The organism is Caulobacter mirabilis, assembly GCF_002749615.1.
Taxonomy (GTDB): domain Bacteria; phylum Pseudomonadota; class Alphaproteobacteria; order Caulobacterales; family Caulobacteraceae; genus Caulobacter; species Caulobacter mirabilis.
Genome location: NZ_CP024201.1, coordinates 558,231 through 581,461, shown reverse-complemented (window position 1 = coordinate 581,461; position 23,231 = coordinate 558,231). Strand labels below are relative to the sequence as shown.

The 23,231-nt window shown below is 70.3% G+C and carries 28 protein-coding genes and 1 other RNA gene; 24 read left to right on the top strand and 5 right to left on the bottom strand.

The genetic code is table 11. From position 1 onward, the window contains the following. Positions 1-3: 3 nt before the first annotated feature. Entirely contained in the window at positions 4-1,011 is a 1,008-nt protein-coding gene (gap, locus tag CSW64_RS02865; protein ID WP_099620687.1) for a type I glyceraldehyde-3-phosphate dehydrogenase, read from the bottom strand. A 213-nt stretch (positions 1,012-1,224) separates the two neighbouring features. On the opposite strand from gap, the gene CSW64_RS02860 reads away from it, so the two are divergent. Next, entirely contained in the window at positions 1,225-2,094 is an 870-nt protein-coding gene (locus CSW64_RS02860) for a pirin family protein (RefSeq protein ID WP_099620686.1), read from the top strand. A 127-nt stretch (positions 2,095-2,221) separates the two neighbouring features. On the opposite strand, the gene purT is transcribed toward CSW64_RS02860, so the two are convergent. Genes purT through tkt form a run of 3 tightly spaced genes read right to left on the bottom strand, consistent with a single transcriptional unit; the run spans position 2,222 to position 5,774 of the window. Beyond that, positions 2,222-3,421 (bottom strand): formate-dependent phosphoribosylglycinamide formyltransferase, encoded by a 1,200-nt coding sequence (gene purT / locus CSW64_RS02855; RefSeq protein ID WP_099620685.1) that lies wholly within the window; start codon positions 3,419-3,421, stop codon positions 2,222-2,224. Next, on the bottom strand, positions 3,418-3,792 hold the full coding sequence (locus CSW64_RS02850) for a glyoxalase superfamily protein (RefSeq protein ID WP_099620684.1): 375 nt from the start codon (positions 3,790-3,792) through the stop codon (positions 3,418-3,420). Before CSW64_RS02850 ends, purT begins: the two co-directional genes overlap by 4 nt. Positions 3,793-3,797: 5 nt before the next feature. Beyond that, on the bottom strand, positions 3,798-5,774 hold the full coding sequence (tkt, locus tag CSW64_RS02845) for a transketolase (RefSeq protein WP_099620683.1): 1,977 nt from the start codon (positions 5,772-5,774) through the stop codon (positions 3,798-3,800). 132 nt (positions 5,775-5,906) lie between these two features. On the opposite strand from tkt, the gene CSW64_RS02840 reads away from it, so the two are divergent. The 10 genes from CSW64_RS02840 (at position 5,907) to CSW64_RS02800 (ending at position 11,211) form a co-directional block, all read left to right on the top strand. Then, the gene (locus tag CSW64_RS02840; RefSeq protein ID WP_099620682.1) at positions 5,907-6,206 is read left to right on the top strand and encodes a DUF4164 family protein; all 300 of its coding nucleotides are present in this window, start codon (positions 5,907-5,909) and stop codon (positions 6,204-6,206) included. 3 nt (positions 6,207-6,209) lie between these two features. Continuing rightward, positions 6,210-6,536, top strand: a complete 327-nt coding sequence (locus CSW64_RS02835) for a cell division protein ZapA (RefSeq protein WP_099620681.1) — start codon at positions 6,210-6,212, stop codon at positions 6,534-6,536. A 54-nt stretch (positions 6,537-6,590) separates the two neighbouring features. Further along, positions 6,591-6,753, top strand: a non-coding RNA gene (gene ssrS / locus CSW64_RS22460) — 6S RNA. Between the two features lie 169 nt (positions 6,754-6,922). Then, positions 6,923-7,525: a 5-formyltetrahydrofolate cyclo-ligase gene (locus CSW64_RS02830; RefSeq protein ID WP_245863811.1), complete on the top strand. Its 603-nt coding sequence runs from the start codon at positions 6,923-6,925 to the stop codon at positions 7,523-7,525. Next, a complete protein-coding gene (locus CSW64_RS02825) occupies positions 7,526-8,362 on the top strand; it encodes a TIGR00282 family metallophosphoesterase (RefSeq protein ID WP_099620679.1) in 837 nt (278 codons plus the stop codon). Further along, entirely contained in the window at positions 8,359-8,916 is a 558-nt protein-coding gene (locus CSW64_RS02820) for a hypothetical protein (protein ID WP_099620678.1), read from the top strand. The genes CSW64_RS02825 and CSW64_RS02820 overlap by 4 nt, the downstream gene beginning before the upstream one ends. Before the next feature lie 73 nt (positions 8,917-8,989). Next, entirely contained in the window at positions 8,990-9,445 is a 456-nt protein-coding gene (locus CSW64_RS02815) for a MotA/TolQ/ExbB proton channel family protein (protein ID WP_099620677.1), read from the top strand. A gap of 5 nt (positions 9,446-9,450) precedes the next feature. Beyond that, entirely contained in the window at positions 9,451-9,765 is a 315-nt protein-coding gene (locus CSW64_RS02810) for a BlaI/MecI/CopY family transcriptional regulator (RefSeq protein WP_099620676.1), read from the top strand. Between the two features lie 42 nt (positions 9,766-9,807). After that, positions 9,808-10,416 carry a histidine phosphatase family protein gene (locus CSW64_RS02805; protein ID WP_099620675.1) on the top strand — a complete coding sequence of 203 codons (609 nt, stop codon included), beginning with the start codon at positions 9,808-9,810 and terminating at the stop codon, positions 10,414-10,416. A gap of 39 nt (positions 10,417-10,455) precedes the next feature. Next, positions 10,456-11,211 (top strand): YebC/PmpR family DNA-binding transcriptional regulator, encoded by a 756-nt coding sequence (locus CSW64_RS02800; RefSeq protein WP_099620674.1) that lies wholly within the window; start codon positions 10,456-10,458, stop codon positions 11,209-11,211. Positions 11,212-11,419: 208 nt separating this feature from the next. On the opposite strand, the gene CSW64_RS02795 is transcribed toward CSW64_RS02800, so the two are convergent. Then, a complete protein-coding gene (locus CSW64_RS02795) occupies positions 11,420-12,838 on the bottom strand; it encodes a M20/M25/M40 family metallo-hydrolase (protein WP_099620673.1) in 1,419 nt (472 codons plus the stop codon). Positions 12,839-12,967: 129 nt separating this feature from the next. Here CSW64_RS02795 and CSW64_RS02790 point away from each other — a divergent pair, with 129 nt between their 5' ends. The 13 genes from CSW64_RS02790 (at position 12,968) to tilS (ending at position 23,177) form a co-directional block, all read left to right on the top strand. Then, entirely contained in the window at positions 12,968-13,678 is a 711-nt protein-coding gene (locus CSW64_RS02790) for an MgtC/SapB family protein (RefSeq protein WP_099620672.1), read from the top strand. Positions 13,679-13,720: 42 nt separating this feature from the next. Beyond that, entirely contained in the window at positions 13,721-14,227 is a 507-nt protein-coding gene (ruvC, locus tag CSW64_RS02785) for a crossover junction endodeoxyribonuclease RuvC (protein ID WP_099620671.1), read from the top strand. Beyond that, positions 14,224-14,838 (top strand): Holliday junction branch migration protein RuvA, encoded by a 615-nt coding sequence (gene ruvA, locus CSW64_RS02780; protein WP_099620670.1) that lies wholly within the window; start codon positions 14,224-14,226, stop codon positions 14,836-14,838. Before ruvC ends, ruvA begins: the two co-directional genes overlap by 4 nt. Next, a complete protein-coding gene (ruvB, locus tag CSW64_RS02775) occupies positions 14,835-15,863 on the top strand; it encodes a Holliday junction branch migration DNA helicase RuvB (RefSeq protein WP_099620669.1) in 1,029 nt (342 codons plus the stop codon). The genes ruvA and ruvB overlap by 4 nt, the downstream gene beginning before the upstream one ends. Before the next feature lie 53 nt (positions 15,864-15,916). Next, positions 15,917-16,339, top strand: coding sequence for a hypothetical protein (locus tag CSW64_RS02770; protein ID WP_099620668.1), 423 nt, complete (start codon positions 15,917-15,919; stop codon positions 16,337-16,339). A 97-nt stretch (positions 16,340-16,436) separates the two neighbouring features. Then, complete coding sequence (ybgC, locus tag CSW64_RS02765) at positions 16,437-16,889, top strand: tol-pal system-associated acyl-CoA thioesterase (RefSeq protein WP_099620667.1); 453 nt, start codon at positions 16,437-16,439, stop codon at positions 16,887-16,889. Between the two features lie 90 nt (positions 16,890-16,979). Further along, positions 16,980-17,675: a protein TolQ gene (tolQ, locus tag CSW64_RS02760; RefSeq protein WP_099620666.1), complete on the top strand. Its 696-nt coding sequence runs from the start codon at positions 16,980-16,982 to the stop codon at positions 17,673-17,675. Between the two features lie 3 nt (positions 17,676-17,678). After that, entirely contained in the window at positions 17,679-18,182 is a 504-nt protein-coding gene (locus tag CSW64_RS02755; protein WP_099620665.1) for an ExbD/TolR family protein, read from the top strand. A gap of 24 nt (positions 18,183-18,206) precedes the next feature. Further along, positions 18,207-18,998: a cell envelope biogenesis protein TolA gene (locus tag CSW64_RS02750; protein ID WP_099620664.1), complete on the top strand. Its 792-nt coding sequence runs from the start codon at positions 18,207-18,209 to the stop codon at positions 18,996-18,998. A 19-nt stretch (positions 18,999-19,017) separates the two neighbouring features. After that, positions 19,018-20,325: a Tol-Pal system beta propeller repeat protein TolB gene (gene tolB, locus CSW64_RS02745; protein ID WP_099620663.1), complete on the top strand. Its 1,308-nt coding sequence runs from the start codon at positions 19,018-19,020 to the stop codon at positions 20,323-20,325. Between the two features lie 130 nt (positions 20,326-20,455). Then, on the top strand, positions 20,456-21,007 hold the full coding sequence (gene pal, locus CSW64_RS02740) for a peptidoglycan-associated lipoprotein Pal (protein ID WP_099620662.1): 552 nt from the start codon (positions 20,456-20,458) through the stop codon (positions 21,005-21,007). Positions 21,008-21,132: 125 nt separating this feature from the next. Then, complete coding sequence (ybgF, locus tag CSW64_RS02735; protein WP_099620661.1) at positions 21,133-21,987, top strand: tol-pal system protein YbgF; 855 nt, start codon at positions 21,133-21,135, stop codon at positions 21,985-21,987. After that, entirely contained in the window at positions 21,975-23,177 is a 1,203-nt protein-coding gene (tilS, locus tag CSW64_RS02730) for a tRNA lysidine(34) synthetase TilS (RefSeq protein ID WP_099620660.1), read from the top strand. The genes ybgF and tilS overlap by 13 nt, the downstream gene beginning before the upstream one ends. The last annotated feature ends 54 nt before the right edge of the window (positions 23,178-23,231 follow it).

Below are 23,231 nucleotides of genomic sequence, written 5' to 3'. Positions count from 1 at the left end.
TGATTAGAGGAACTTCGCCATCACGAGCGCGGTGTCGCTCATGCGGGTCGCGAAGCCCCACTCGTTGTCGTACCAGCTCAGCACGCGGGCCAGCTTGCCGTCGATGACCTGGGTCTGCGGCAGGGCGGCGGTCGAGGAGGCGGCGATGTGGTTCAGGTCGCTGGAGACCAGCGGGTCCGTCGTCGTGGCCAGGACGCCCGACATCGGGCCATCGGCGGCGGCCTGCAGGGCGGCGTTGATTTCGGCCACGGTCACTTCACGGCCGGCGACGACCTTCAGGTCGATGACCGAGACGTTCGGGGTCGGGACGCGGATCGACGAGCCGTCCAGCTTGCCCTTCAGCTCCGGCAGGACCAGGCCCAGGGCCTTGGCGGCGCCGGTCGAGGTCGGGATCATGCTCAGGGCCGCCGCGCGACCGCGGTAGAGGTCCTTGTGCATGGTGTCGAGGGTCGGCTGGTCGCCGGTGTAGGCGTGGATCGTGGTCATGTAGCCACGCTCGATGCCGAACAGGTCGTGCAGGACCTTGGCCACCGGGGCCAGGGCGTTGGTGGTGCAGGAGCCGTTGGAGACGACGATGTCGTCGGCCGTCAGGGTCTCGTGGTTGACCTTGTAGACGATGGTCTTGTCGGCGTTGTCGGCCGGGGCCGAGACCAGCACGCGCTTGGCGCCGGCGGTCAGGTGGGCCGAGGCCTTGTCCTTGGACGTGAAGATGCCGGTGCACTCGAAGGCGATGTCGACGCCCAGATCCTTGTGCGGCAGGTTGGCCGGGTCACGCTCGGCGGTGACCTTGATCTTGCCCATGCCGACGTCGATCCAGTCCTCGCCGGTCGTCACCGTACCGGGGAAGCGGCCGTGCACGCTGTCGTAGCGCAGCAGGTGGGCGTTGGTCTCGACGGGGCCCAGGTCGTTGATGGCGACGACCTCGATGTCCTTGCGGCCATGTTCGGCGATCGAGCGGAGGACGAGACGGCCGATACGGCCGAAGCCGTTGATGGCGACGCGAACAGTCATAGGTGTGGGGCTCCGGCGCTTAATTCTATTGATTGCGCGGGGTTTTGAAGACATGGCGCGCGAAGTCAACCCCGCGGCCCCTGCGCGGGGGTCATATCCGGTGAGGCTTTGTTACAGGTCGGCGACATGGTGGCGCCGGACAAAACGGTAACTACATATGTGGCAGATAAGGGAAGGCCGAAGCCTTCCGCCACGACAGTCCCAGGAGTTCCCATGCGTCAGGTTCTTGGCGTTTACGATAGCCCAAAGCCCCATTGGGTCGGCGACGGCTTTCCGGTCCGCTCGATGTTCGCCCACGGCGCGATGGGCGGCGGCGAGGTCAGCCCCTTTCTGCTGCTCGATCACGCCGGCCCCGCCGAGTTCTCGCCGAGCGACCGCCGGCGCGGCGTCGGGGTCCACCCGCACCGCGGCTTCGAGACCGTCACCATCGTCTACGAGGGCGAGGTCGATCACCGCGACTCCTCCGGCGGCGGCGGCCATATCGGTCCCGGCGACGTGCAGTGGATGACGGCCGCCTCGGGCATCCTGCACGAGGAGTTCCACTCCGACGCCTTCACCAAACGTGGCGGCGTGATGGAGATGGCGCAGCTGTGGGTGAACCTGCCGGCCCGGGACAAGGGGGCGCCGCCCGCCTACCAGACCCTGGTCGCGGCCGACATTCCGACGGTCGAACTGGCCGACGGCGCCGGGACGCTGCGGGTGATCGCGGGCGCGTACGACGGCGCCAAGGGTCCGGCGCGCACCTTCACCCCGATCGACGTCTGGGACCTGCGCCTGAAGGCCGGCGGCCGGACGACGCTCGCCCCGGCCGAGGGCCGCATGCTCGGTCTGGCGGTGCTGTCCGGCACGGTTCAGGTCAACGGCGACGCCGTCGCGCGCGGCGGCCAGTTCGTGCTGCTCGACCGCACGGGCGGCGAGGTCGCGATCGAGGCCAACAACGACGCCAAGATCCTGGTCCTGAGCGGCGAGCCGATCGAGGAGCCGGTCGCCTGGCACGGCCCGTTCGTCATGAACACCCGCCAGGAGCTGGTCCAGACGATCGAGGACTTCAACGCCGGCCGCTTCGGGGCGATCCCGGCCTAGCGGCCCTGCGTGGTTCGAGACGCGGACCTGAGGGTCCGCTCCTCACCATGACGAAGGTGGGGGCGCCCTGCTGAATTCGTCATCCTGAGGAGCGAGCCTCGGGCGAGCGTCTCGAAGGACGCAGAGCCTATCGGCCTCTAACCACCCTCACCCGCCCCGCCGCTTCGCGGGCGTTGGCGCGAGCCGTGTCGGTGTCGGCGGCGCGGGCCAGGGCCACGCCCATGCGGCGGCGCTCGAAGGCTTCCGGCTTGCCGAACAGGCGCAGGTCGCTGTCAGGAACGCTCAGCGCCTCGGCGACGCCCTCGAACGCCACGCCCTCGGCCTCCATGCCGCCGTAGATCACCGCGCTGGCGCCCGGCTCGCGCAGGCTGACGTCGACCGGCAGGCCGAGGATGGCGCGGGCGTGCAGCGCGAACTCGCTCTGCACCTGGGTGGCCAGGGTGACCAGGCCGGTGTCGTGCGGACGCGGGCTGACCTCCGAGAACCAGACCTCGTCGCCCTTCACGAACAGCTCGACGCCGAACAGGCCGCGGCCGCCGAGGGCGGCGGTGACCTGGCCGGCGATGTCCTTCGCGGAGGCCAGGGCGGCGGCGCTCATCGCCTGCGGCTGCCAGCTCTCGACATAGTCGCCCTTCACCTGTCGGTGGCCGACGGGCGCGCAGAAGAAGGTCTCGACCTCGCCGGAGGCGCCGATGGCGCGGACCGTCAGCAGCGTGATCTCGAAGTCGAAGTCGATGCGACCTTCGACGATGACCCGGGCCGTCTCGACCCGGCCGGCCGACAGGGCGTAGTCCCAGGCCGCGCCGATATCGGCGGCGGTCTCGACGTAGGACTGCCCCTTGCCCGACGAGCTCATGACCGGCTTGACGAAACAGGGATAGCCGACGGCCGCGGCGCCCGCTTCCAGCTCGTCGCGCGATGAGGCGAAGGCGTAGGCGCTGGTCGGCAGGCCCAGGTCCTCGGCGGCCAGCCGGCGGATGCCCTCGCGGTTCATCGTCAGCTGGGTGGCGCGGGCGGTCGGGATGACGGCGACCTCGCCGGCCGCCTCGATCTCGGCCAGGGCGTCGGTGGCGATCGCCTCGATCTCGGGCACGACCAGATCGGGCTGCTCCTGGGCGATCAAGGCCTTCAGCGCCGCCGCGTCGGTCATGGCGATCACATGGCTGCGGTGGGCCACCTGCATGGCCGGGGCGTTGGCGTAGCGGTCGACGGCGATCACCTCGACGCCCAGCCGCTGCAGCTCGATGGCCACCTCCTTGCCGAGCTCGCCCGAGCCCAGGAGCATGACCTTGGTCGCGGTGGGGCTGAGCGGAGTGCCGAGTTTCATTGGTCGCCTTCGGGTTCGTAGAGGGTCAGTCTGTTGCCGAACGGGTCGAGGAGGCCGAGCTCCACCCCGCCATGGCCGGGCTCCAGGCCCGGCCGCAGGTAGCCATAGGCCTTGCCGTGCAGCTCGGCGTGATAATCGCGCAGGCCGCTCGTCTCGATCCGGACCTGGACGCCGGGAGAACCGTCGCCGTGGTGTTCGCTGAGATGCAGACGCAGCCCGGCGCGCCGGACCTCCATGTAGAGCGGCGCGCTAGGTGAGAAGCGGTGCTCCCAGACCACCTCGAAGCCGAGGTAGTCGACATAGAAGGCCCGCGCCTTGTCGATGTCGAAGATGCGCAGGACGGGGATGACGGCTCCGAACGTGATCCCCATCGCCGTCAGCCCAGCTTCGCCTTAGCCGCCTCGGCGACGCCCTCGGCGGTGATGCCGAACTCCTTGTAGAGGCGCTCGAACGGAGCCGAGGCGCCGAAGCCGGTCATGCCGACGAAGACGCCGTCCTCGCCGATGAAGCGTTCCCAGCCCATCTTGACCGCCGCCTCGACCGCGACGCGGACCTTGGCCTTGCCGATCGTGTCGGCGCGGTACTTGGCCGACTGCTGCTCGAACAGCTCCCAGCAGGGGGTCGAGACCACGCGGGTGGGGACGCCGCCGGCCTGCAGCAGCTGGCGGGCGCCGAGGGCGACGCCGACTTCGGTGCCCGAGGCGAAGATCGTCACCTGGGCGTCGCCGCCCTCGGCCGCCGCCAGCTCGTAGGCGCCCTTGGCGGACAGGTTCTCGGTCGCCGAGGCGGTGCGGGCGACCGGCGTCTTCTGGCGCGACAGGGCCATGATCGACGGCGTGGTCTTGTGCTGCAGCGCCGACTGCCAGCACTCCGCCGCCTCGATCGCGTCCGCCGGGCGGTAGACGTTCAGGTTCGGCATGGCGCGCAGCGAGGCCAGGTGCTCGACCGGCTGGTGGGTCGGGCCGTCTTCGCCGAGGCCGATGGAATCGTGGGTCATCACATGGATCACCCGCACGCCCATCAGGGCGCCCAGGCGGATGGCCGCGCGGCTGTAGTCGGCGAAGCACATGAAGGTGCCGCTGTAGGGAATGACGCCGCCGTGCAGGGCCATGCCGTTCATCGCGGCGGCCATGCCGTGCTCGCGCACGCCGTAGTGGACGTAGCGGCCGGCGTAGTCCGGCGCGTCGAACGGGACCATGCCCTTGACGTAGGTGTTGTTCGAGCCGGTCAGGTCGGCCGAGCCGCCGATCATTTCCGGGATCGCCGGGGTCAGCGCCGTCAGGGCCGAGCCGCTATGCACGCGGGTGGCGTTGGCGACCGGGTTGGCGATGTTGGCGTCGATATGGGCCTGCAGCGCGTCAAAGGCGCCGGTCGGCAGGTCGCCCTTCACGGCGCGGGTGAAGTCGGCGCCGTCCTTGTGGCTCTTCAGGCGCTTGTCCCACTTGCGGCGGGCCGAGCCCCCCTTGCGGCCGGCCTTCAACCAGGCGGCGGCGATATCCTCGGGAAGCTCGAACGGCGGCAACGGCCAGCCCATGGCCTGGCGAGCCAGCGTCGCTTCCTCGTCGAACAGCGAGTAGCCGTGGCCGTGGACGTCGCCTTCCTTCGGGCCGGCGCCCTTCGAGATCTTGGTCTTGCAGGCGATCATGGTGGGGACCTTCTGGCGGGTCGCCCAGCGCAGCGCCGCGGCGATCTTGCCGTGGTCGTGGCCGTCGACGGCCTTCACGGCCCAGCCCGCGGCCTTGAAGCGCAGCATCTGGTCGCCGGTCTCGGAGATGGTCGCCTCGCCGTCGATGGTGGTGTTGTTGTCGTCGAACAGCACCGTCAGCTTGCTGAGCTTCAGGCGGCCGGCCAGGCTGATCGCCTCCTGGCTGACGCCCTCCATCAGGCAGCCGTCGCCGGCGACCACCCAGGTGCGGTGGTCGACCAGGTCATCGCCGTAACGGGCGTGCAGGCTGCGCTCGGCCATGGCCATGCCGACGGCGGTGGCGATGCCCTGGCCCAGCGGCCCGGTGGTGGTCTCGACGCCCGGGGTGTGGCCGTATTCCGGATGGCCCGGCGTGGCGCTGCCCCACTGACGGAAGTTGCGGATCTGGTCCATCGTGACGGCCTTGAAGCCGGTCAGGTGCAGCAGGCTGTAGATCAGCATCGAGGCGTGGCCGGCGGACAGCACGAAGCGGTCGCGGTCGGCCCAGTCCGGCTTGCTGGCGTCGTACTTCAGAAACTTGGTCCACAGCACCGTCGCCACGTCGGCCAGGCCCATCGGGGCGCCCTGGTGGCCGGACTTGGCGTGATGGACGGCATCCATGGAGAGAACACGGATGGCGTCGGCCATCTTCACGGGGCTGACGGACATATTGTTGGCCTTATCAAGCTGGAATTGCGTGGGCAGGCGCCCGTTCGCACGTGAGCGCGTTTGTTTCAACCCGCCTTCCTGTCACGCCTCGGTGCGGGCTATAGAGTAGGACCCAGGATCAAGGAGCCGAGAATGTCGGGAGAGTCCGAGGGAAGCGCCCTCGATCTGGCCGTGCGCCGGCTGGAACGCGCGGTGGCTTCGCTCGAAAGCCGGATGACGGCGAAAACCGCGGACAGCGACGCCGACGGCGGAGACCTGTTCGACCAGGATCACGCCCGCCTGAACGCCGAACTGGACGCTTCGCGCGCCCGCGAGAAGGCGCTCGAGGAAGCCGGCGCCCAGGCCTCGGAAGCGCTGGGTCGCGCCATCGCCGAGATTCGCGCCGCGCTCGGCGACGACGCGCCCGCCCCCTCGACCGGAACGGAGGGCTGATCGATGGCCCAGGTGACCGTCCACATCAACGGCAAGCCCTACAGCGTCGGCTGCGAGGACGGACAGGAACGCCACCTGACCGAGATCGCCCGCCTGTTCGACAGCCAGGTCCGCCAGGTCAGCCAGGACGTCGGCCAGCTCGGCGAGACCCGCCTGTTCCTGATGGGCGCCCTGCTGCTGGCCGACGAGATGGCCGACCTCAAGCTGCGCCTGGCCCATGTCCAGGGCGAGCTCGCCCGGCTCCAGACCGAACACGCCAAGACCGAGACCAAGGCCGTCGCGGCGCTCGAGAACGCGGCCAAGCGGATCGAGAAGCTGGCCGGGGCCTAGAACGCCCTGCCGCTTGAGCCGCGCCCGCCGACGCCCTATCTTGGCTCCCGGCGGGTCCTGCTGCGGCTCTCGTCGAAGGCAACAATATCCCAGCGACCTTAATTCACTCGAAGGGAGCTGTCCCTGTCCGTCCCCGTGGGGGCGGATACATGGCGCCCACCTGGTCATCCAGGTCGAGGGGGTTGAACCGTCCTTCACGGCTCTACGCGGCGCCGCCACCTTCTTTTCCACATTTCCACATTGCCGTCGTGCGTGGTTCGAGCCCCGGATCGAGTCCGGGGTCGCTTGCGCTCGCTCCCCACCATGACGAATGTGGGCGCGCTTCATCCGACTTCGTCATCCTGAGGAGCGATCCCCCAGGATCGCGTCTCGAAGGGCGCAACGATTTGACCGCTACTCCGCCCGCCGCCGCCAAGACCGCGCTTCGCCGGAACGCCCGCGCGCGGCGCAAACAGCTGGCCGCGGAGCATCCGGAGGCGAGCGCCGCCGCCGCGACCCGCGCCCCCGCGATGCTGGCCGCCCTGAACCTCGACCGGCCCGGCGTCGTCGCCGTCTACGCCGCGATCGGCGCGGAGCTGGACCCCGCCCCGCTCGGCGAGGCCCTGGCCGCCGCGGGCTGGACCCTGGCCCTGCCGGCCTCGGTCGATCCGCAGGCGCCGCTGGCCTTCCGCCGCTGGACGCCCGGTGAGCCGCTGGTCGTCGACGCCGTGGGCATCCAGGCCCCGCCGTCCTCGGCCGCGGCCGTCCGGCCGGACCTGGTGATCGTCCCCCTGCTGGCCTTCGACCGCGCGGGCGGACGCCTGGGCCAGGGCGGCGGCCACTACGACCGCACCCTGGCGGCGCTGCGCGGGTCCGGGCCGCCTCCGCCCTTCGTCGGCCTGGCCTACGCCGGTCAGGAAGCCGCCGACCTGCCCCGCGAACCGCATGATCAGCCCCTCGATGGGATTTTGACCGAGGCGGGGTATATTGGCGTCCGAAAGGACTTCTGAATGCGCTTCGCCTTCTTCGGCGACGTCGTGGGCAAATCAGGCCGCGACGGTCTCGCCGACCACCTGCCCGGGCTGCGCCGCCGCCTCGGGCTCGAATTCGTCATCGTCAACGCCGAGAACGCGGCCGCCGGCTTCGGGATCACCGAGAACACGGCCCGCGAGCTGTTCGACGCCGGCGCCGACTGCCTGACCCTGGGCAACCACAGCTGGGATCAGAAGGAGGCGCTGACCTACATCGTGCGCGAGCCGCGCCTGATCCGACCGGCCAATTATCCGATCCTGTCGGACGCGCCCGGTCGCGGCAGCAACCTGTTCCAGACCGAGAGCGGGCGGACCATCTTCGTCGTCAACCTGCTCGGCCGGGTGCACATGGACGCCATGGACGACCCGTTCGCCGCCGCCGACCGCGAACTGGACAAGGCGCCGCTGGCCCAGGTGGCCGACGCGGTGCTGGTCGACATGCACTGCGAGGCGACGTCGGAGAAGATGGCCATGGGCCACTACTGCGACGGCCGCGCCTCGCTGGTGGTGGGGACCCATACCCACGTGCCCACGGCCGACGCCCAGATCCTGCCGGGCGGCACCGCCTACCAGACCGACGCCGGCGCCTGCGCCGACTACGACAGCGTCATCGGCAACCAGAAGGAAGAGCCGCTGCGCCGGTTCACCACCAAGATCAGCCAGGGACGCTACCAGCCGGCCTCCGGGCCGGCGACGATCTGCGGCGTGTTCGTGGAGACCGACGACCGCACGGGCCTGGCCCGCCGCATCGAGCCGATCCGCCTCGGCGGCCGGCTGAGCCAAACCGAACCGGTGGTGGAGCTGGCCACGGCGTGACGGCGCTTCCGGCGGAAGGGAAGCGGCGTCGACCGGGCCGCGCCGTCGTCGCCTGGCTCCTGGGCGGCGTGACGGCCGTCGGCGTCCTGATGTTCACCGGCCTCCTGGTGTTCGTGGGCGGCATCGGGATCGTCGACGACTTCACGAGCATCAGCCAGAACGCCGGACGCTTCGGCCTCTACACCGACGACGAACCGATCCGGAGCGACCCGACCTTCTACATCACGCACTACCGCCGGAGCGACCCGAGCCGGTTCGTCTTGGTGGTGCGCCAGGCCGACGCCCCGCCGGCGCTGGCGCGCTCGATCGTGACGGCGGAAATCCGGAGCGGTCCGCATGTCGCCCGCGGCCGCTGGACCTGCGGCCCCGATCGGCCGGCGGTTTATTGCCACCCCACGATCACCGCCGCGACGCCCGAGCCGGGGACGGCGACGATCGCCGTCGTCGACTACGACGCCGCCGGCCGGGAGATTGGTCGGGCCAGCCATGCGTTCGAGGTGCGACGGGAACGGCGGATCGTCTCGCGCCTCTGGGAAGTGCTGATGAGCGTCTAGAACGCTCCGTTGACAGGATAGATTACATGCGTAATCTAATCGAACTACAAACGTAGTTCGAGAGGAGACACCTGTGTCCAGATCGTCCATCGCCATCGTCGCGGCCGCCGCCGCGCTCGCCCTGCCCGCCGTGGCGCAAGCCGCGCCGCTGACGCCGCTCGCCATCTTCGGCGACGCCGCGCCGCCGATGAAACTGCTGATCCTCGCCCTGGCCGCCGCGACGGTCGCGGCGGTCGTTGTCTGCGCGCTGAAGCTGGCGTCCGGGCCGAAGTTGACCGGCGGCTCCGCCTTCCTGTCCGGGCTGCGGTTGGGCGGACCGCTGGCGGGCCTGCTGGGCGCGTCCTACACCAGCCTGATGATCTTCATCGGCCTGTCGAACGTCGCCGGCCCAGTGCCGATGAAGGTGATCGCCCCGGGCGTCGCCGAAGCGCTGTTCATCCTCGGCCTGGGCGTACTGGCCGGTTCAGTGGCGGTCATCGCCAACTGGGCCGTCGAGGCGCGCATCGACCGCATGGTGCTGAAGGCCTGAACGCCGTGACCGACCGCATCCACATCACCGAGGCGGAGAGCGTGGTCATGGCCGCGCTCTGGCGCCACGGCGCCCTGTCGGCCGCCTCGCTGATCGAAGCGGTAAAGGCCAGGCAGGCCTGGGGCGATGCGACCATCAAGACGCTGCTCAGCCGCCTGATCCACAAGAAGGCCATCCTCTCCGAGAAGGTCGACGGCCGACAGCTGTATCGGGCGCTGCTCGATCGCGACGCCTATGTCGCCGGGGAGGTGGCGGATCTGGTCGACCGGCTGTTCGACGGCGACCCGCACGCGCTGGCCGCCCATCTGGCGAAGGACTGAGTCCGGCTGGACGCGACGCCGGTCAGACGTCACCCTGGCCGCATGACCCTCTATCTCGTCCGCCACGGCCAGACCGAGTTCAATCGCGCCGGCCGCTATCAGGGTCGTCTCGACTCGCCGCTCACCGCGCTGGGCGTCGAACAGGGACGCCGGATCGGACAACGCCTGGCCCAGCTGCTGCCGGATGGCGCGGACCTCGTCGCCAGCCCGCTCGGCCGCGCCGCGCACACCGCCCGCCTCGTCGCGGAGGCCGCCGGCCTGTCCGAGCCGCGCCTCGACGACCGCCTGATGGAGGTCAGCCTGGGCCGCTGGGACGGCATGACCGACGAGGACATCGAAGCCGTCTATCCCGGCGCCCGCAACGGGACCGACCGCTGGAACTGGTACTTCGCCTCGCCCGACGGCGAACGCTACGAACAGCTGGCCGCCCGCGCCGGCGCCTGGCTGGCCGAGGCCGCCGCTTCGCCCAGGCCGCTGGTCGCCGTCAGCCACGGCGTCACTGGCCGGGTGATCCGCGGCCTCTACGCCGGACTGAGCCGCATCGAGACGCTCAAGCTGCCGGTTCCGCAGGACGCGGTGTTCAGACTGACCGGCGGCGAAGTTGAGCAGATCGACTGCGCCCCGCTGGAAACAACCGTCAACGGACGCTAGAAGCGCCCAACCACAGATTTGCGAGACTGAAACCGACCCATGGCCGGCCACTCAAAATTCAAGAACATCATGCACAAGAAGGGCCGCGCCGACGCGCAGCGGTCCAAGCTGTTCTCCAAGCTGTCGCGTGAAATCACGGTGGCGGCGAAGATGGGTCTGCCCGACCCGAACATGAATCCGCGCCTGCGCCTGGCGGTGAACAACGCCAAGGCCGAGTCGGTGCCCAAGGACGTCATCGAGCGCGCCATCAAGAAGTCGCAGATGGGCGACGCCGCCGACTATTCCGAAATCCGCTACGAGGGCGTCGGCCCGGGTGGCGTCGGGATCATCGTCGAGGCCCTGACCGACAACAAGAACCGCGCCGCGGCCAACGTCCGCTCGCTGTTCTCGAAGATGGGCGGCAACATGGGCGCGACCGGCTCGGTGGCGTTCAACTTCGACCGCGTCGGCGAGATCACCTACCCGGCCAAGGCCGCGTCGGAAGACGCGATGATGGAGGCGGCCATCGAGGCCGGCGCCCAGGACGTGGAAAGCGACATGGACGAGGAAGGCTCCGGCCACACCGTCTACACCGCCTTCGAGGACCTCAACGAGGTGGCCGGCGCGCTGGAGAAGGCGTTCGGCGAGGCCGCCTCGACCAAGATCATCTGGAAGCCGAAGACCACCACGCCGGTGACCGGCGACGCCGTGGCCACCCTGATGAAGCTGCTCGACGCCCTCGACGACGACGACGACGTCCAGAACGTCTATTCGAACGAGGAGATCAGCGACGAGGACCTGGCGAAGCTGGGCTGAGGCCTCCCTCGCCGTGAAAATGGAAAGGGCGCGGGGCGATCCGCGCCCTTTTTCGTTTTCCTCTTCCGCCGGGAGAGGGGGACCATGCCGCAGGCATGGTGGAGAGGGCCCACGGCGGTAGACTTCTCTCGATCATCGGCGGATCAAGCCGACGCCTTTGGCCCCTCCACCGCCCTTCGGGTGGTCCCGCTCTCCTAGAGGAGAGGAACTACTTCTGGTCCGCGTAATCCTTGACCAGGGCGTAGAGGAAGTCGCGCGCGTCGTAGAGCGACTTCACCCGCACCCGCTCGTTCAGACCGTGGACGCCGTTGCCGCTGTTGTCGGCGAAGATCCCCGTCAGGCCGTAGGTCGGGATGCCCGCGGCGTTGGTGTACTTGCCGTCGGTGGCGCCGGTGGTCTGGAAGGGCACGATCGGCACGCCCGGCCACAGCTTGGCGGCCTGCTTCTTCAGCGGCTCCATGACCGCCGGGGTCAGCGGCGGCGGCGGCGGGGTGCGCAGGCTGGTGTCGTCGGCCTTGATCGTCACCTTGTCGTCGCCGATGACCTGAATCAGGCGCTGACGCGTCTCCTCGGCGGTGTGGCCGGGGAAGATGCGGCAGTTCACGTTCGCCCGCGCGCGCTGCGGCAGGGCGTTCGGCGCATGGCCGGCGTTGGCCATCGTGGGCACGCAGGTGGTCCGCAGCATGCTGTTCCAGGTCGGATTGCGCGACACGATCGCCGCCGCCTTGGCGTCCGACGGATCGGCGACCAGAGCCTTCATCGCCGCGCCGCTCTCGGCGTCGACCAGCGGGGCCATGGCGGTGAAATAGGCGCGGGTCGTCTCGTTCAGCTGCACCGGGAAGTCGTCGGCGTTGACCTTGACCAGCGCCGCCGACAGCCGGGCCAGGGCGTTGTCCTTCACCGGCCGGCTGGAGTGGCCGCCGGGGTTGGTCGCCTCGAAATGGTAGTCCTGGTAGACCTTCTCGCCCGACTGGATCGACAACGAGACCGGCTTGCCGGCGTCGTCCAGCAGACCGCCCGCGCCCTCGTTCAGCGCCAGGCCGGCGTCGATCAGGTCGCGGTGCTTGGTCACCAGAAGGTCGGCGCCGTTCAGGGCGTCGTCGCTCTCCTCGCCGCAGGTCAGGGCCATCTTGATGGTCCGGCGCGGCTTGTAGCCCTCCTTCTTGTAGCGGATCAGGGTGTCAACCCAGATCGCCGCCTGGGCTTTGTCGTCGCTGGCCCCGCGGGCATAGAAGAAGCCGTCCTCCTCGACCAGCTTGAAGGGATCTCGCTCCCAGTCCTCACGCTTGGCCTCGACCACATCGATGTGGGCCAGCAGCAGGATCGCCTTGGCCTTGAGATTCTTGCCCGGAAGGATGGCGACCAGGTTGCCCTCCTTGGGATGCGACGGCTCGACGATGATGTGCAGGTCGCTGTCGGGGAAGCCGGCCAGGCTGAGGCGCTTGGCCATCGCCTTCGAGGCCTCGGTGCAGTCGCCGGCCGACAGGGTGGTGTTGATCTCCACCAGCTCCTTGTAGGTCTCGCGGAAGGCCGTCTGGTCCGGCCGGAGAGCGCCCTGCGCCCCTGCCAGCGCCGGCAACGCCGCCGCCATGATCCCCGCCGCCGCGCTACGCCGCCAAACGCTCATCGCAAAGCCCCCAGAAAAGAAACCAGGGCGCCACTTTCGACCCCGAACCCGGCGTCATGCAAGCACGCTTGTCCCCCGAACGCTTTCGGCGTTCCCTAGGCGGTCCCGTCGAACTCTGGGACGATCTCCATGGACTGGACCCACGCCCTCATCTTCAAGCCGGACTACTTCCTGCCGCTGCTCGGCGCGATGGTCGCCGGCAGCCTGGTCGGGATCGAGCGCGGCCATCGCGGCCAGCCCGCCGGCTTCCGCACCCACGCCCTGCTGGCGGTGGCCTCCGCCCTGCTGATGGTCGGCGCCAACCACCAGGTCGACTGGATCACCAGCGAGGCGCCGCTGGCCGTGATCCGCATCGACCCCGTCCGCATGGCCCACGGCATCCTGACCGGGGTCGGCTTCCTGTGCGGCGGCGTGATCTTCCGCGAGGGCTTCACCGTCCACGGACTGACCACGGCCACCTCGCTGTGGACCACCTCGGCGCTGGGCGTGCTGTTCGGCATGGGCTTCTGGAGCGTGGCCATCACCGGCACGGCCGCGACCCTGTTCATCCTCGCCGTCCTGCGCATCGTCGACCGCTGGCTGCCCCAGCAGCAGGTGGCCGAGGTCATCATCCGCTACAAGCGCGACGGCGCCCCGGACGCCGCCCAGGTCCGCGACCAGCTGCGCACGCTGAAGCTGGAGCCCTCGCCGTTCAGCAACCGCCTGACCAAGAAGGGCCTGCTCATCGAACACGGCGCCACGGTGCGGGCGCCCAGCCTGGCTCAGATCGACGCCCTGGCGGCCCTGCTGCGCGCCGACCGCAAGGTCGTGGAGTTCGAGATCCTGCCCCGCACGCACTGAACCTTTGCGGTTCGTTCACCACTCGGGCATTGAGTAGAACACATGATGAACGCGCCGATTCGAATCCTGGGCCTCGATCCCGGCCTGCGCCGCACCGGCTGGGGCGTGGTGTCGATCGAGGGCTCGCGTCTGGCCTGGATCGCACACGGCGTGATCACCCCGCCGGAGAGCGCGCCGCTGTCCGAGCGGCTGCTGCACCTGTTCCACGGCGTCCAGGCGGTGATCGAAGCCCACGCTCCGCAGGAAGCGGCGGTCGAGGAGACCTTCGTCAACAACAACGGCCAGTCGACGCTGAAGCTGGGCCAGGCCCGCGCCGCCTCGATGATCGCTCCCGCCCAGGCCGGGCTGCTGGTGGCGGAGTACTCCGCGCCGGTGGTCAAGAAGGCCGTGGTCGGCACCGGCTGGGCGGACAAGAAGCAGGTCGCCTTCATGATCGCCCGACTCCTGCCGGCCGCCGGCGGTCCGACCCAGGACGCCGCCGACGCCCTCGCCGTCGCCATCGCCCACGCCCATGCCCGCCGGGCGCGCCCGGCCGGGGTCGCCGCATGATCGGCCGGCTCCGAGGCGTCGTCGCCGAGATCGGCGAGGAGGAGATGCTGATCGACGTGGCCGGCGTCGGCTACGTCGTCCGCTGCGGTTCGCGCACCCTCGGTCGCCAGCCGGCGATCGGCGACGAGACCCTGCTGCACATCGAGCACCAGTGGAGCGAGGCCCAGGGGCCCCGCCTCTACGGCTTCGCCAGCCGCGACGAGCGGCGCGCCTTCGTCGTGCTGACCGCCATCCAGGGCGTCGGCCCCAAGGCCGCCATGGCGGTGCTGGACATCGCCACGCCCGGCGAACTGGCGGGCGCCGTGGCCCGCGAGGACAAGGCGCTGATCGGCCGCGCCAACGGCGTCGGCCCCAAACTCGCCCAGCGGATCGTCACGGAGCTGAAGGACAAGGTCATCACCGACGGGCCGGTGCTCGTCGCCCACGCGACCATCCCGGCGCACGAGCCCGCCAAGCCCTCAGCCGCCGGCGAGGCCGTCGCCGGCCTGATGGGCCTGGGCATCGCCGAACCGTCCGCCCGCCGCGCGGTCGAACAGGCCGTGCTGCGCCTGGGCGAAGAGGCCGAGGTCCCGGCCCTGATCAAGGCGGCCCTGCAGGAGATCGGGCGGTGAACGACCGCATCGTCTCCGGCGAAGCCGCGCCGTTCGAGGGCTCGGACAAGGCGCTGCGCCCGCAGACCCTGTCGGAGTTCGTCGGCCAGCAACAGGCCAAGGGCAACCTCAAGGTCTTCATCGACGCCGCCCGCGACCGGGGCGAGGCGCTGGACCATGTGCTGCTGTTCGGCCCGCCGGGCCTGGGCAAGACCACCCTGGCCCAGATCGTCGCCCGCGAGCTGGGGGTGAACTTCCGCGCCACCTCCGGCCCGGTGCTGGCCAAGGCCGGCGACCTGGCGGCGATCCTGACCAACCTCGAACCGCGCGACGTGCTGTTCATCGACGAGATTCATCGCCTGGCGGCCAACGTCGAGGAGATCCTCTATCCGGCGATGGAGGACCATGTCCTCGACCTGATCATCGGCGAGGGCCCCTCGGCGCGTTCGATCCGCATCGACCTGGCGCCGTTCACCCTGGTGGCGGCCACGACCCGGGCCGGCCTGCTGGCCACGCCGCTGCGCGACCGCTTCGGCATCCCGCTGCGGCTGGAGTTCTACACCACCGCCGAACTGCAGCACGTCCTGCTGGGCGCGGCCCGGAAGATGGGCACGCCGCTGTCCGACGACGGGGCCGAGGAGATCGCCGCCCGCTCGCGCGGCACGCCGCGGATCGCCGGCCGCCTGCTGCGCCGGGTGCGCGACTTCGCGGCCGCCGACGGCGCGGCGGTCATCGACCGCGGCCAGGCCGCCCGCGCCCTCGCCCGCCTGGAAGTCGACGAGGCCGGCCTCGACAGCCTGGACCGCCGCTACCTGCGGGCGCTGATCGAGAATTACGGCGGCGGTCCGGCCGGGGTGGAGACCATCGCCTACGCCATCGCCGAGGCCCGCGACGCCGTCGAGGACGTCATCGAGCCCTATCTGATGCAACAGGGCTTCATTCAGCGCACCCCGCGCGGCCGCATCGCCTGCGGCAAGGGCTACCTGCATCTGGGGCTGACCGCCCCGCCCGCCGCCGTGAACCCGCAGGGCGGGCTGTTCGAGTAGGGAACCCTTCCGGCCTCTGCGTGTTTGCGCAGCTGTTCGGTGGGAGCCCTTTCATGATCGTCCGCACGCTCGTTCTGGCCGTCGTCGCCCTGTCGCTCGCCGCCTGCGGGGACGGCAAGGGTCGCTGCAAGGCGCCCGAGGCCCCCAAGGCCAACGCGAACGGCGTGGCCGGCGCCCGCCCGATCTCTCCCGGACAGGACGGCTACGCCCGGCAGCAGGCCATGGACGCCAGCGACGGCGCCAAGGCCTGCGTCCAGCACTATGCCTGGCGGCTGACCAAGAGCGCGGACGAGACGCCGGTCGTCGCCCAGGCCGTCGTCACCGCCTGCGACGCGGCCATCGCCAAGGTCACGGAGGCCGAGCAATCCGCCTACGGAACGCGCGACCTGAACGAGGCGCATCGCCGGAACGTCGAGGTGATGACCCGCTGGGCGACCCTATACCTGGTGCAGTACCGCGCCGGGGTCTGCGACTGACGCGCTTGTGTCCGGCCGGGCCGGTGACCGTGATCGCCTGATCCACTATCGACGTCGCTGATCAGCGCGCCAGGGGGCGTGCGCCGAGGACGACGGTATGAGCGACACCCCGACCGCGGGCCGGTTCGAGGGCCGGGAGCACATCCTCCCGGTGCGGGTCTATTACGAGGACACCGACTTCACCGGCGTGGTCTATCACGCCAACTACGTCCGCTACTTCGAGCGCGGACGCAGCGATTTCCTGCGACTGGCCGGGGTGTCGCACACCGAGCTGCTCGACCGGCATGATCCGGCCGCCTTCGTGGTGACCAAGATCGACATCGACTTCCGCAAGCCCGCCCGGATCGACGACGCCCTGCAGGTGCGGACCACCTACGACAGCGCCAAGGGCCCTCGGCTGCACATCACCCAGCGGATCACGCGGGGCGAGGAGCTGATCGCCGAGGCCAAGGTGTCGGCGGCCTGCATCACCATGGACGGCCGGCCCAGGAAGCCGCCGCCGGGCCTCGTGGACGCCATCAAGCCGTACTTTCACGAAGCTGATGGCTAACGGCCGTTAACCTGCACGCCTTAGTTTCACCAAAGCCGCCGGGATGATCGGCGGCGATTCTTCTAGACCGACCGGGGGACCCCCTACGCCATGGACGCACAGCTTTCCGCCGAGAGCTTTTCGATCGTCTCGCTGTGGATGCACGCGGACTGGGTGGTGAAACTGGTCATGGTCGGTCTGGCCCTGGCCTCGCTGTGGTCGTGGGCGGTGATCCTCGACAAGCTGTTCCGCTTCGGCGGGCTGAAGCGTCAGGCCGACAAGTTCGAGGACCGCGTCGGTTCGGGCCGCTCGCTGGAGGACATCGCGGCCGAGGCCGGCGACTCCAACCAGCCGCTGCCCAAGCTGCTGAACGCCGCCCTGCGCGAGTGGAAGGACGCCCGCGCCAAGGGGCCGCTGGGCGACACCCAGACCGCCCTGCTGATCCAGCGCATCGACCGGGTCATGGACACCCACATCGCGCGCGAGAGCGCCAAGGCCGAGGACGGTCTGGGCAGCCTGGCCATCGTCGCCACCGCCTCGCCCTTCGTCGGCCTGTTCGGCACGGTCTGGGGCATCATGACCGCCTTCCAGGCCATCGCCATCGAGAAGAACACCTCGCTGGCCGTCGTCGCTCCGTCGATCGCCGAGGCGCTGTTCGCCACCGCCATCGGCCTGGCCGCCGCCATCCCGGCCTACATCGCCTACAACAAGTTCTCGACCGACGCGGCCAAGTTCTCCGGCCGGCTGGAAGGCTTCGCCGACGACCTGTCGACCGCCATCCAGCGCCGCCTGGCGGAGAAGATCTAGGCCATGGCGCTTTCGACCCACGACGCCTTCGCCGCGGGCGGCGGCGGTCGCCGCCGGCGACGCCGCGGGCGACGCGGCGCGCTCAGCGAGATCAACGTCACGCCGCTGGTCGACGTGATGCTGGTGTTGCTGATCATCTTCATGATCTCCGCCCCGCTGCTGACCAGCGGCGTCTCGGTCGAGCTGCCGAAGACCGAAGCCGGGGCGATGCAGAACGAGAACGAGCCGATCACCCTGTCGGTCCGGGCCGACGGCAAGTTGTTCATCGGCGATACGGAAATCCCGTTCGCCGCCCTGAAGCCGCGCCTCGATGAACTGGCCGGCAGCGGCTACGACAAGCCGATCTACGTCCGCGCCGACGGCAAGGCCTCCTACGAGGTCGTGGCCCAGGTGATGGCGGCGCTGTCCACCGGCGGCTTCACCAAGATCAACCTGATCACCGACACCGGCGGCCCGTCGTCGGGCGCATCCTCGGCTCCGGCGGCGCTGAAGCCGGCGGCGGAATAGCCCATGGCGCGCGAGCGGACAGGAATGGCGCCGGCCCTCGTGGTGTCGGGCGTCGTCCACGTCGGCGCCCTGCTGGCGGTCATCTTCCTGGGCGGCATCTTCAAGAAGCCGATGGAGATGGGCGGCGGCGTGCCCGTGACCCTGGTCGCCGAGGGCCCGCCGATCCTGCGCGAGGCGCCGCAGGGGCCGGAGGAGCAGCTGCCGCAGGTCGAGGAGCCCGCGCCCCTGCCGCCCGAGCCGGAACCCGCGCCGCCTCCGCCGCAGCCCAAGCCGACGCCGCCCCAGCCGCAGCCGACGCCCCCAAAACCGACGCCGACGCCGACGCCGAAGCCGACCCCGACGCCCGCCAAGCCCACGCCGGCCAAGCCGTCGCCGCGGTCGCCGCTCGACCTGGACCGGCTGCTCAGCGACGTGCAGTCGACCAAACCGGCCAAGCCCGCCGGCGGCCGCCAGGGCCCGCCGAAGCCGAACACCACGCCGGCGCCGGGCGCGAGTCCGGGCGAGATCAGCCAGGCCGCGAAGGGCTACGCCAACAATCTGGGCAAGGACCTGGGACGCCGCTGGAACCCGAACTGTGAGGTCGAGGGCGGCGACCGGGTGAACATCACCGTCCAGCTGATCATCAGCTCCAACGGCCGCCTGCTCGGCGATCCGAAGATCATCCGCGGCGCCAAGGACGATCCGATCACCAAGGCGGCGATGACCCGCGCGATCATGGCCGCGCGCGCCTCGGAGCCCTTTAAGGACTTCCCGCCGGAACTGGCGGGCGAGAAGCTGAATTTCAATCTGAACGCCCAGACCGCCTGTTCGATGTGACGACCGCCAGGAGACCCCGATGACCCTCAGACCCGTCCTCGCCGCCCTCTGCGCCCTGGTCGCCGTCGCCGGCTTCGTCGCCGCGCCGCAGACCGCTCACGCCCAGATCGAGATCGACGTCAACCAGGGCGACGTCCGGCCGCTGCCGATCGCCGTCCCCGCCTTCACCGGCGCGGGCCGCGGCGCCGAGATCGCCCAGGTGATCAGCGCCAACCTCGACCGCTCCGGCCTGTTCGCCCCGATCGACCCGGCGGCCTTCCCCGAGCGCGGCCTGGACGTCAACGTCCAGCCCCGGTTCGACGCCTGGAAGACGATCAACGCCCAGGCCCTGGTCAACGGCAACGTGGTGGTCGAGGGCGACGGCCGGCTGCGCGTCGACTTCCGCCTGTGGGACGTCTACTCCGGCCAGCAGCTGCTCGGCCTGCAGTTCACCTCCACGCCCGAGAACTGGCGCCGCGTCGCGCACAAGATCAGCGACGCGGTCTACGAGCGCCTGACCGGCGAGAAGGGTTACTTCGACACCCGCATCGTGTTCGTCGCCGAGAGCGGCCCGCGCGACAAGCGGATCAAGCGCCTGATGATCATGGACCAGGACGGGGCCAACCCCTCCAGCCTGACCGACGGCAGCTACATCGTCATGACCCCGCGGTTCTCCTCGACCAGCCAGGAGATCACCTACATGGCGCTGCGGCCGACGGGCTCCAGCATCTACCTGTTCAACATCGAGACCGCGCGCCAGGAGACGATCGGCAAGTTCCCGGGGATGGTCTTCGCCCCGCGCTTCTCGCCCGACGGCGGCCGCGTCGCCTTCTCGGTCGAGCGGGGCGGCAACAGCGACATCTGGGTGATGAACCTGACCAGCCGCGCCCAGACACGGCTGACCACCGACCCGGGCATCGACACCTCGCCCAGCTTCTCGCCGGACGGTTCGCGGATCGTGTTCAATTCCGACCGCGGCGGCAGCTCGCAGATCTACGTCATGGGCTCGGACGGCTCGGGCACGCGGCGGATCTCGCGCGGCGGCGGCCGCTACTCCACCCCGGTGTGGAGCCCGCGCGGCGACTTCATCGCCTTCACCAAACAGACCGGCGGCCAGTTCCACATCGGCGTCATGCGTCCGGACGGCTCCGACGAGCGGATTCTGACCACCAGCTATCTCGACGAGGGCCCGACCTGGGCGCCGAACGGGCGGGTTCTGATGTTCTTCCGGGAAACGCCGGGCGGGGCTCCGCGTTTGTGGACCGTGGACATCACCGGCCGGATTCTGCGCCCGGCGCCCTACCAGGGCTCCGGTTCGGACCCGGCTTGGTCGCCGCTCCTCAACTGACCGGTGAATCGAGGTCGAATGACTTCATCCTGACGTCATTGTGAGGAAAAGTCATAGTCCTGCGTAACAGAGACCCGGGACCTTTCACCTATAAGGCCCGGGAGGGATTTGAGACCAAGGAGGGAGCTTCATGAGCTTCGACACCAAGCGCGCTGTTAGACTGGCGCTGATCCTAGCCGCCACCGCCTCGATGGCCGCCTGCGCCTCGAAGCCCAAGCCCATGCCGGAACCCGGCCCGGGACCGACCGGCCCGGTCGGTCCGAGCCAGCCGCAGCCGCAGCCGGGCCCTGGTCCGGTTGAGCAAGGCGTTCTGCCCGGTTCGCAGCAGGACTTCGTCATCAACGTCGGCGATTTCGTCTACTTCGACCTGGACAGCTACGAGGTTCGCGGCGACGCCGCCCCGATCCTCGACGCCCAGGCCGGCTGGCTGCAGCGCTACCCGAATGTCCAGGTCCGCATCGAAGGCAACGCCGACGAACGCGGCACCCGCGAGTACAACCTCGCCCTGGGCGCCCGCCGCGCGAACGCCGTCCGCGACTACCTGGTCAGTCGCGGCGTCTCGTCCTCGCGGATCGCGACCATCTCCTGGGGCAAGGAACGGCCGGTCGATCCGGGCACCGGCGAAGAGGCCTGGGCCCGCAACCGCAACGGCCACACGGTCATCGTCTCGGGCGCCCGCTAAGGGCCGTCCGTCACGGGAACGGCTTGGAGGGGGTCGCCGTCGCGCGATCCCCTTTTGCCATTCGCCGGCCGCCTTGCTTATCTGAGCCGCAATTTCGACGCCTCGCGGGACCTAGTCTGCCAGCCATGACGCGCAAGACCCTCATCGCCTCCACGCTTGTCCTGTCCATCGCCGCCGCCGCCGGCGCCGCCTGGGCGCAGACGCCGATGCCCGACCCGCTCGACGACCGCTCGGTGAAGCGGCTGGAGAAGATGGAGAAGGTGGTGCGCGAGCTGCGCTCGATCGTCTTCCAGGGACGCGACAGCGGCAAGCCGGTGGTCGTGCAGCCGGCCGAGACCGAGGCTCAGATGCAAGCCCTGGCCGACCGCATCGGCGACCTTGAAGGCTCGCTCACCCGCCTGAACGGCCAGAACGAAACCCTGACCCTCGAACTCGACCAGACCCAGCGCGCGCTGAAGGATTCCCAGGCCGCCAACAAGGCCCTGGTCGACCGGCTGGCTACGCTGGAGAGCCGCACGGGCCAGCTTGAAGCCGCTGCTGCGGCCGCCGTCGCGCCGCCGATCGAGTCGACCGCCCCCGTCGCCGCGGCCGGCGACCCCGCCGCCGACTTCGCCAAGGCGCGTCAGCTGATGCTCGACGGCGACTACGACTCCGCCCAGGTCGCGTTCGAAACCTATGTGAAAGCCTACCCCGACCACGCCAAGACGCCCGAGGCGCGCTACTGGCTGGGCAAGACCCTGTCGGTGCGCGGCGCTCACGCCGAGGCCGCCGGCGCCTATATCGGCGCCATCCGGGGTTGGCCGAAGACCAGCTGGGCGCCGGACGCCACGCTGGAGCTGTCGCGCTCGCTGATCGCGCTGAAGAAGCCGGCGGACGCCTGCCAGACGCTCGACGAACTGGCCAAGCGCTATCCCAAGGCGCCGCCGGCCGTCGCCGGACGGGCGCAGGCCGCCCGCACCCAGGCGAAGTGCGCGGCCTAGACCTTCCCGCCCTGGATCGCCGCCTCCGGCGCTCCTGCGCCGCTCCGCTGGCCGTCGCCTTCTCCGGCGGCGGCGACAGCCTGGCCCTGCTGCTCGCCGCCCGCGCCTGGGCGGACGCCCACGGCCGGCGTCTGCTGGTCCTGACGGTCGACCATGGCCTGAACCCCGACAGCACCGCCTGGACCGAACGCTGCGCGCTGACCGCCGAGCGGCTGGGCCTGGCCTTCCGGGCGCTGCGCTGGGAAAGGGACAAGCCCGCGACCGGCCTGCCCGCCGCCGCCCGGGCCGCGCGCCACGCCCTGCTCGCCGAGGCGGCGCGCGAGGCCGGCGCCCGGGTGGTGCTGATGGGCCATACGGCCGACGACCTGCGCGAAGCCGCCGCCATGCGGGATGAAGGCTCGACCGTCGGCGATCCCGCCGAATGGTCGCCGTCGCCCGTCTGGCCGGCGGGCCGCGGGGTCTTCCTGCTCAGGCCGCTGCTGGCGCAGGGCCGGGCCGAATTGCGCGACTGGCTGCGGGAGCGGGGTGAGACCTGGATCGACGATCCGGCCAACGCGGACGTGCGGTACGCCCGAGCGCGGGCGCGGCTGCAGGCGCCTTCACCGCCAACCGCGCCGTCAGCGGCGATCGCGCCGCCCGTCTACGCGACCCTGGCCGGCGGCGCTCTGCGGCTGGAGCGCTCGGCGGCGTCGGCCCATGTCGCCGCGGCCTGCCTGTGCGCCGCCGGAACCTCGCGACCGCCCCGCGGCGACCGCCTGGCGCGACTGGTCGAGCGCCTGAGGTCGACCGACGCCTTCACCGCCACCCTGGCCGGCGCCCGCGTCGAAGCCCTGGACGATCAGGTGCTGTTTACGCGGGAAGCCGGCGAGGCCGCCCGCGGCGGTCTGGCGCCGATCCGTCTCGTTCCGGGAGAAACGGCCGTGTGGGACGGCCGCTTCGAACTGACCGCCGCGACCGCCGCGCTGACGGTCCGCCCCCTCGCCGGCCTCGCCGCAGGCCTGCCCGCGGCGGAACAGGAAGCCCTGCGGAGCGTCCCCGCCGCGGCCCGCCCCGCCTTGCCCGCGATCATCGGCCCCGAGGGTCCAAGTTGCCCGATCCTTGCAGCGCTCCCGCCGGTTCGCGTCCACGCTCTCGTATCGCCTCGTTTCGAGGCGGCGACGGGCGCCGTTGACATAGAACCTGCCGTGTGACGAATCGCGCGCGTGGCGAAATGGACGCCGCCGTCCTATCTTTGGACGGCAACA

Coding starts and splice junctions, on each gene's coding strand:
- gap (WP_099620687.1), bottom strand. CDS start 1,011: ATGACTGTTCGCGTCGCCATCAACGGCTTCGGCCGTATCGGCCGTCTC.
- CSW64_RS02860 (WP_099620686.1), top strand. CDS start 1,225: ATGCGTCAGGTTCTTGGCGTTTACGATAGCCCAAAGCCCCATTGGGTC.
- purT (WP_099620685.1), bottom strand. CDS start 3,421: ATGAAACTCGGCACTCCGCTCAGCCCCACCGCGACCAAGGTCATGCTC.
- CSW64_RS02850 (WP_099620684.1), bottom strand. CDS start 3,792: ATGGGGATCACGTTCGGAGCCGTCATCCCCGTCCTGCGCATCTTCGAC.
- tkt (WP_099620683.1), bottom strand. CDS start 5,774: ATGTCCGTCAGCCCCGTGAAGATGGCCGACGCCATCCGTGTTCTCTCC.
- CSW64_RS02840 (WP_099620682.1), top strand. CDS start 5,907: ATGTCGGGAGAGTCCGAGGGAAGCGCCCTCGATCTGGCCGTGCGCCGG.
- CSW64_RS02835 (WP_099620681.1), top strand. CDS start 6,210: ATGGCCCAGGTGACCGTCCACATCAACGGCAAGCCCTACAGCGTCGGC.
- CSW64_RS02825 (WP_099620679.1), top strand. CDS start 7,526: ATGCGCTTCGCCTTCTTCGGCGACGTCGTGGGCAAATCAGGCCGCGAC.
- CSW64_RS02805 (WP_099620675.1), top strand. CDS start 9,808: ATGACCCTCTATCTCGTCCGCCACGGCCAGACCGAGTTCAATCGCGCC.
- CSW64_RS02800 (WP_099620674.1), top strand. CDS start 10,456: ATGGCCGGCCACTCAAAATTCAAGAACATCATGCACAAGAAGGGCCGC.
- CSW64_RS02795 (WP_099620673.1), bottom strand. CDS start 12,838: ATGAGCGTTTGGCGGCGTAGCGCGGCGGCGGGGATCATGGCGGCGGCG.
- CSW64_RS02790 (WP_099620672.1), top strand. CDS start 12,968: ATGGACTGGACCCACGCCCTCATCTTCAAGCCGGACTACTTCCTGCCG.
- ruvC (WP_099620671.1), top strand. CDS start 13,721: ATGATGAACGCGCCGATTCGAATCCTGGGCCTCGATCCCGGCCTGCGC.
- ruvA (WP_099620670.1), top strand. CDS start 14,224: ATGATCGGCCGGCTCCGAGGCGTCGTCGCCGAGATCGGCGAGGAGGAG.
- CSW64_RS02770 (WP_099620668.1), top strand. CDS start 15,917: ATGATCGTCCGCACGCTCGTTCTGGCCGTCGTCGCCCTGTCGCTCGCC.
- ybgC (WP_099620667.1), top strand. CDS start 16,437: ATGAGCGACACCCCGACCGCGGGCCGGTTCGAGGGCCGGGAGCACATC.
- tolQ (WP_099620666.1), top strand. CDS start 16,980: ATGGACGCACAGCTTTCCGCCGAGAGCTTTTCGATCGTCTCGCTGTGG.
- CSW64_RS02755 (WP_099620665.1), top strand. CDS start 17,679: ATGGCGCTTTCGACCCACGACGCCTTCGCCGCGGGCGGCGGCGGTCGC.
- CSW64_RS02750 (WP_099620664.1), top strand. CDS start 18,207: ATGGCGCCGGCCCTCGTGGTGTCGGGCGTCGTCCACGTCGGCGCCCTG.
- tolB (WP_099620663.1), top strand. CDS start 19,018: ATGACCCTCAGACCCGTCCTCGCCGCCCTCTGCGCCCTGGTCGCCGTC.
- pal (WP_099620662.1), top strand. CDS start 20,456: ATGAGCTTCGACACCAAGCGCGCTGTTAGACTGGCGCTGATCCTAGCC.
- ybgF (WP_099620661.1), top strand. CDS start 21,133: ATGACGCGCAAGACCCTCATCGCCTCCACGCTTGTCCTGTCCATCGCC.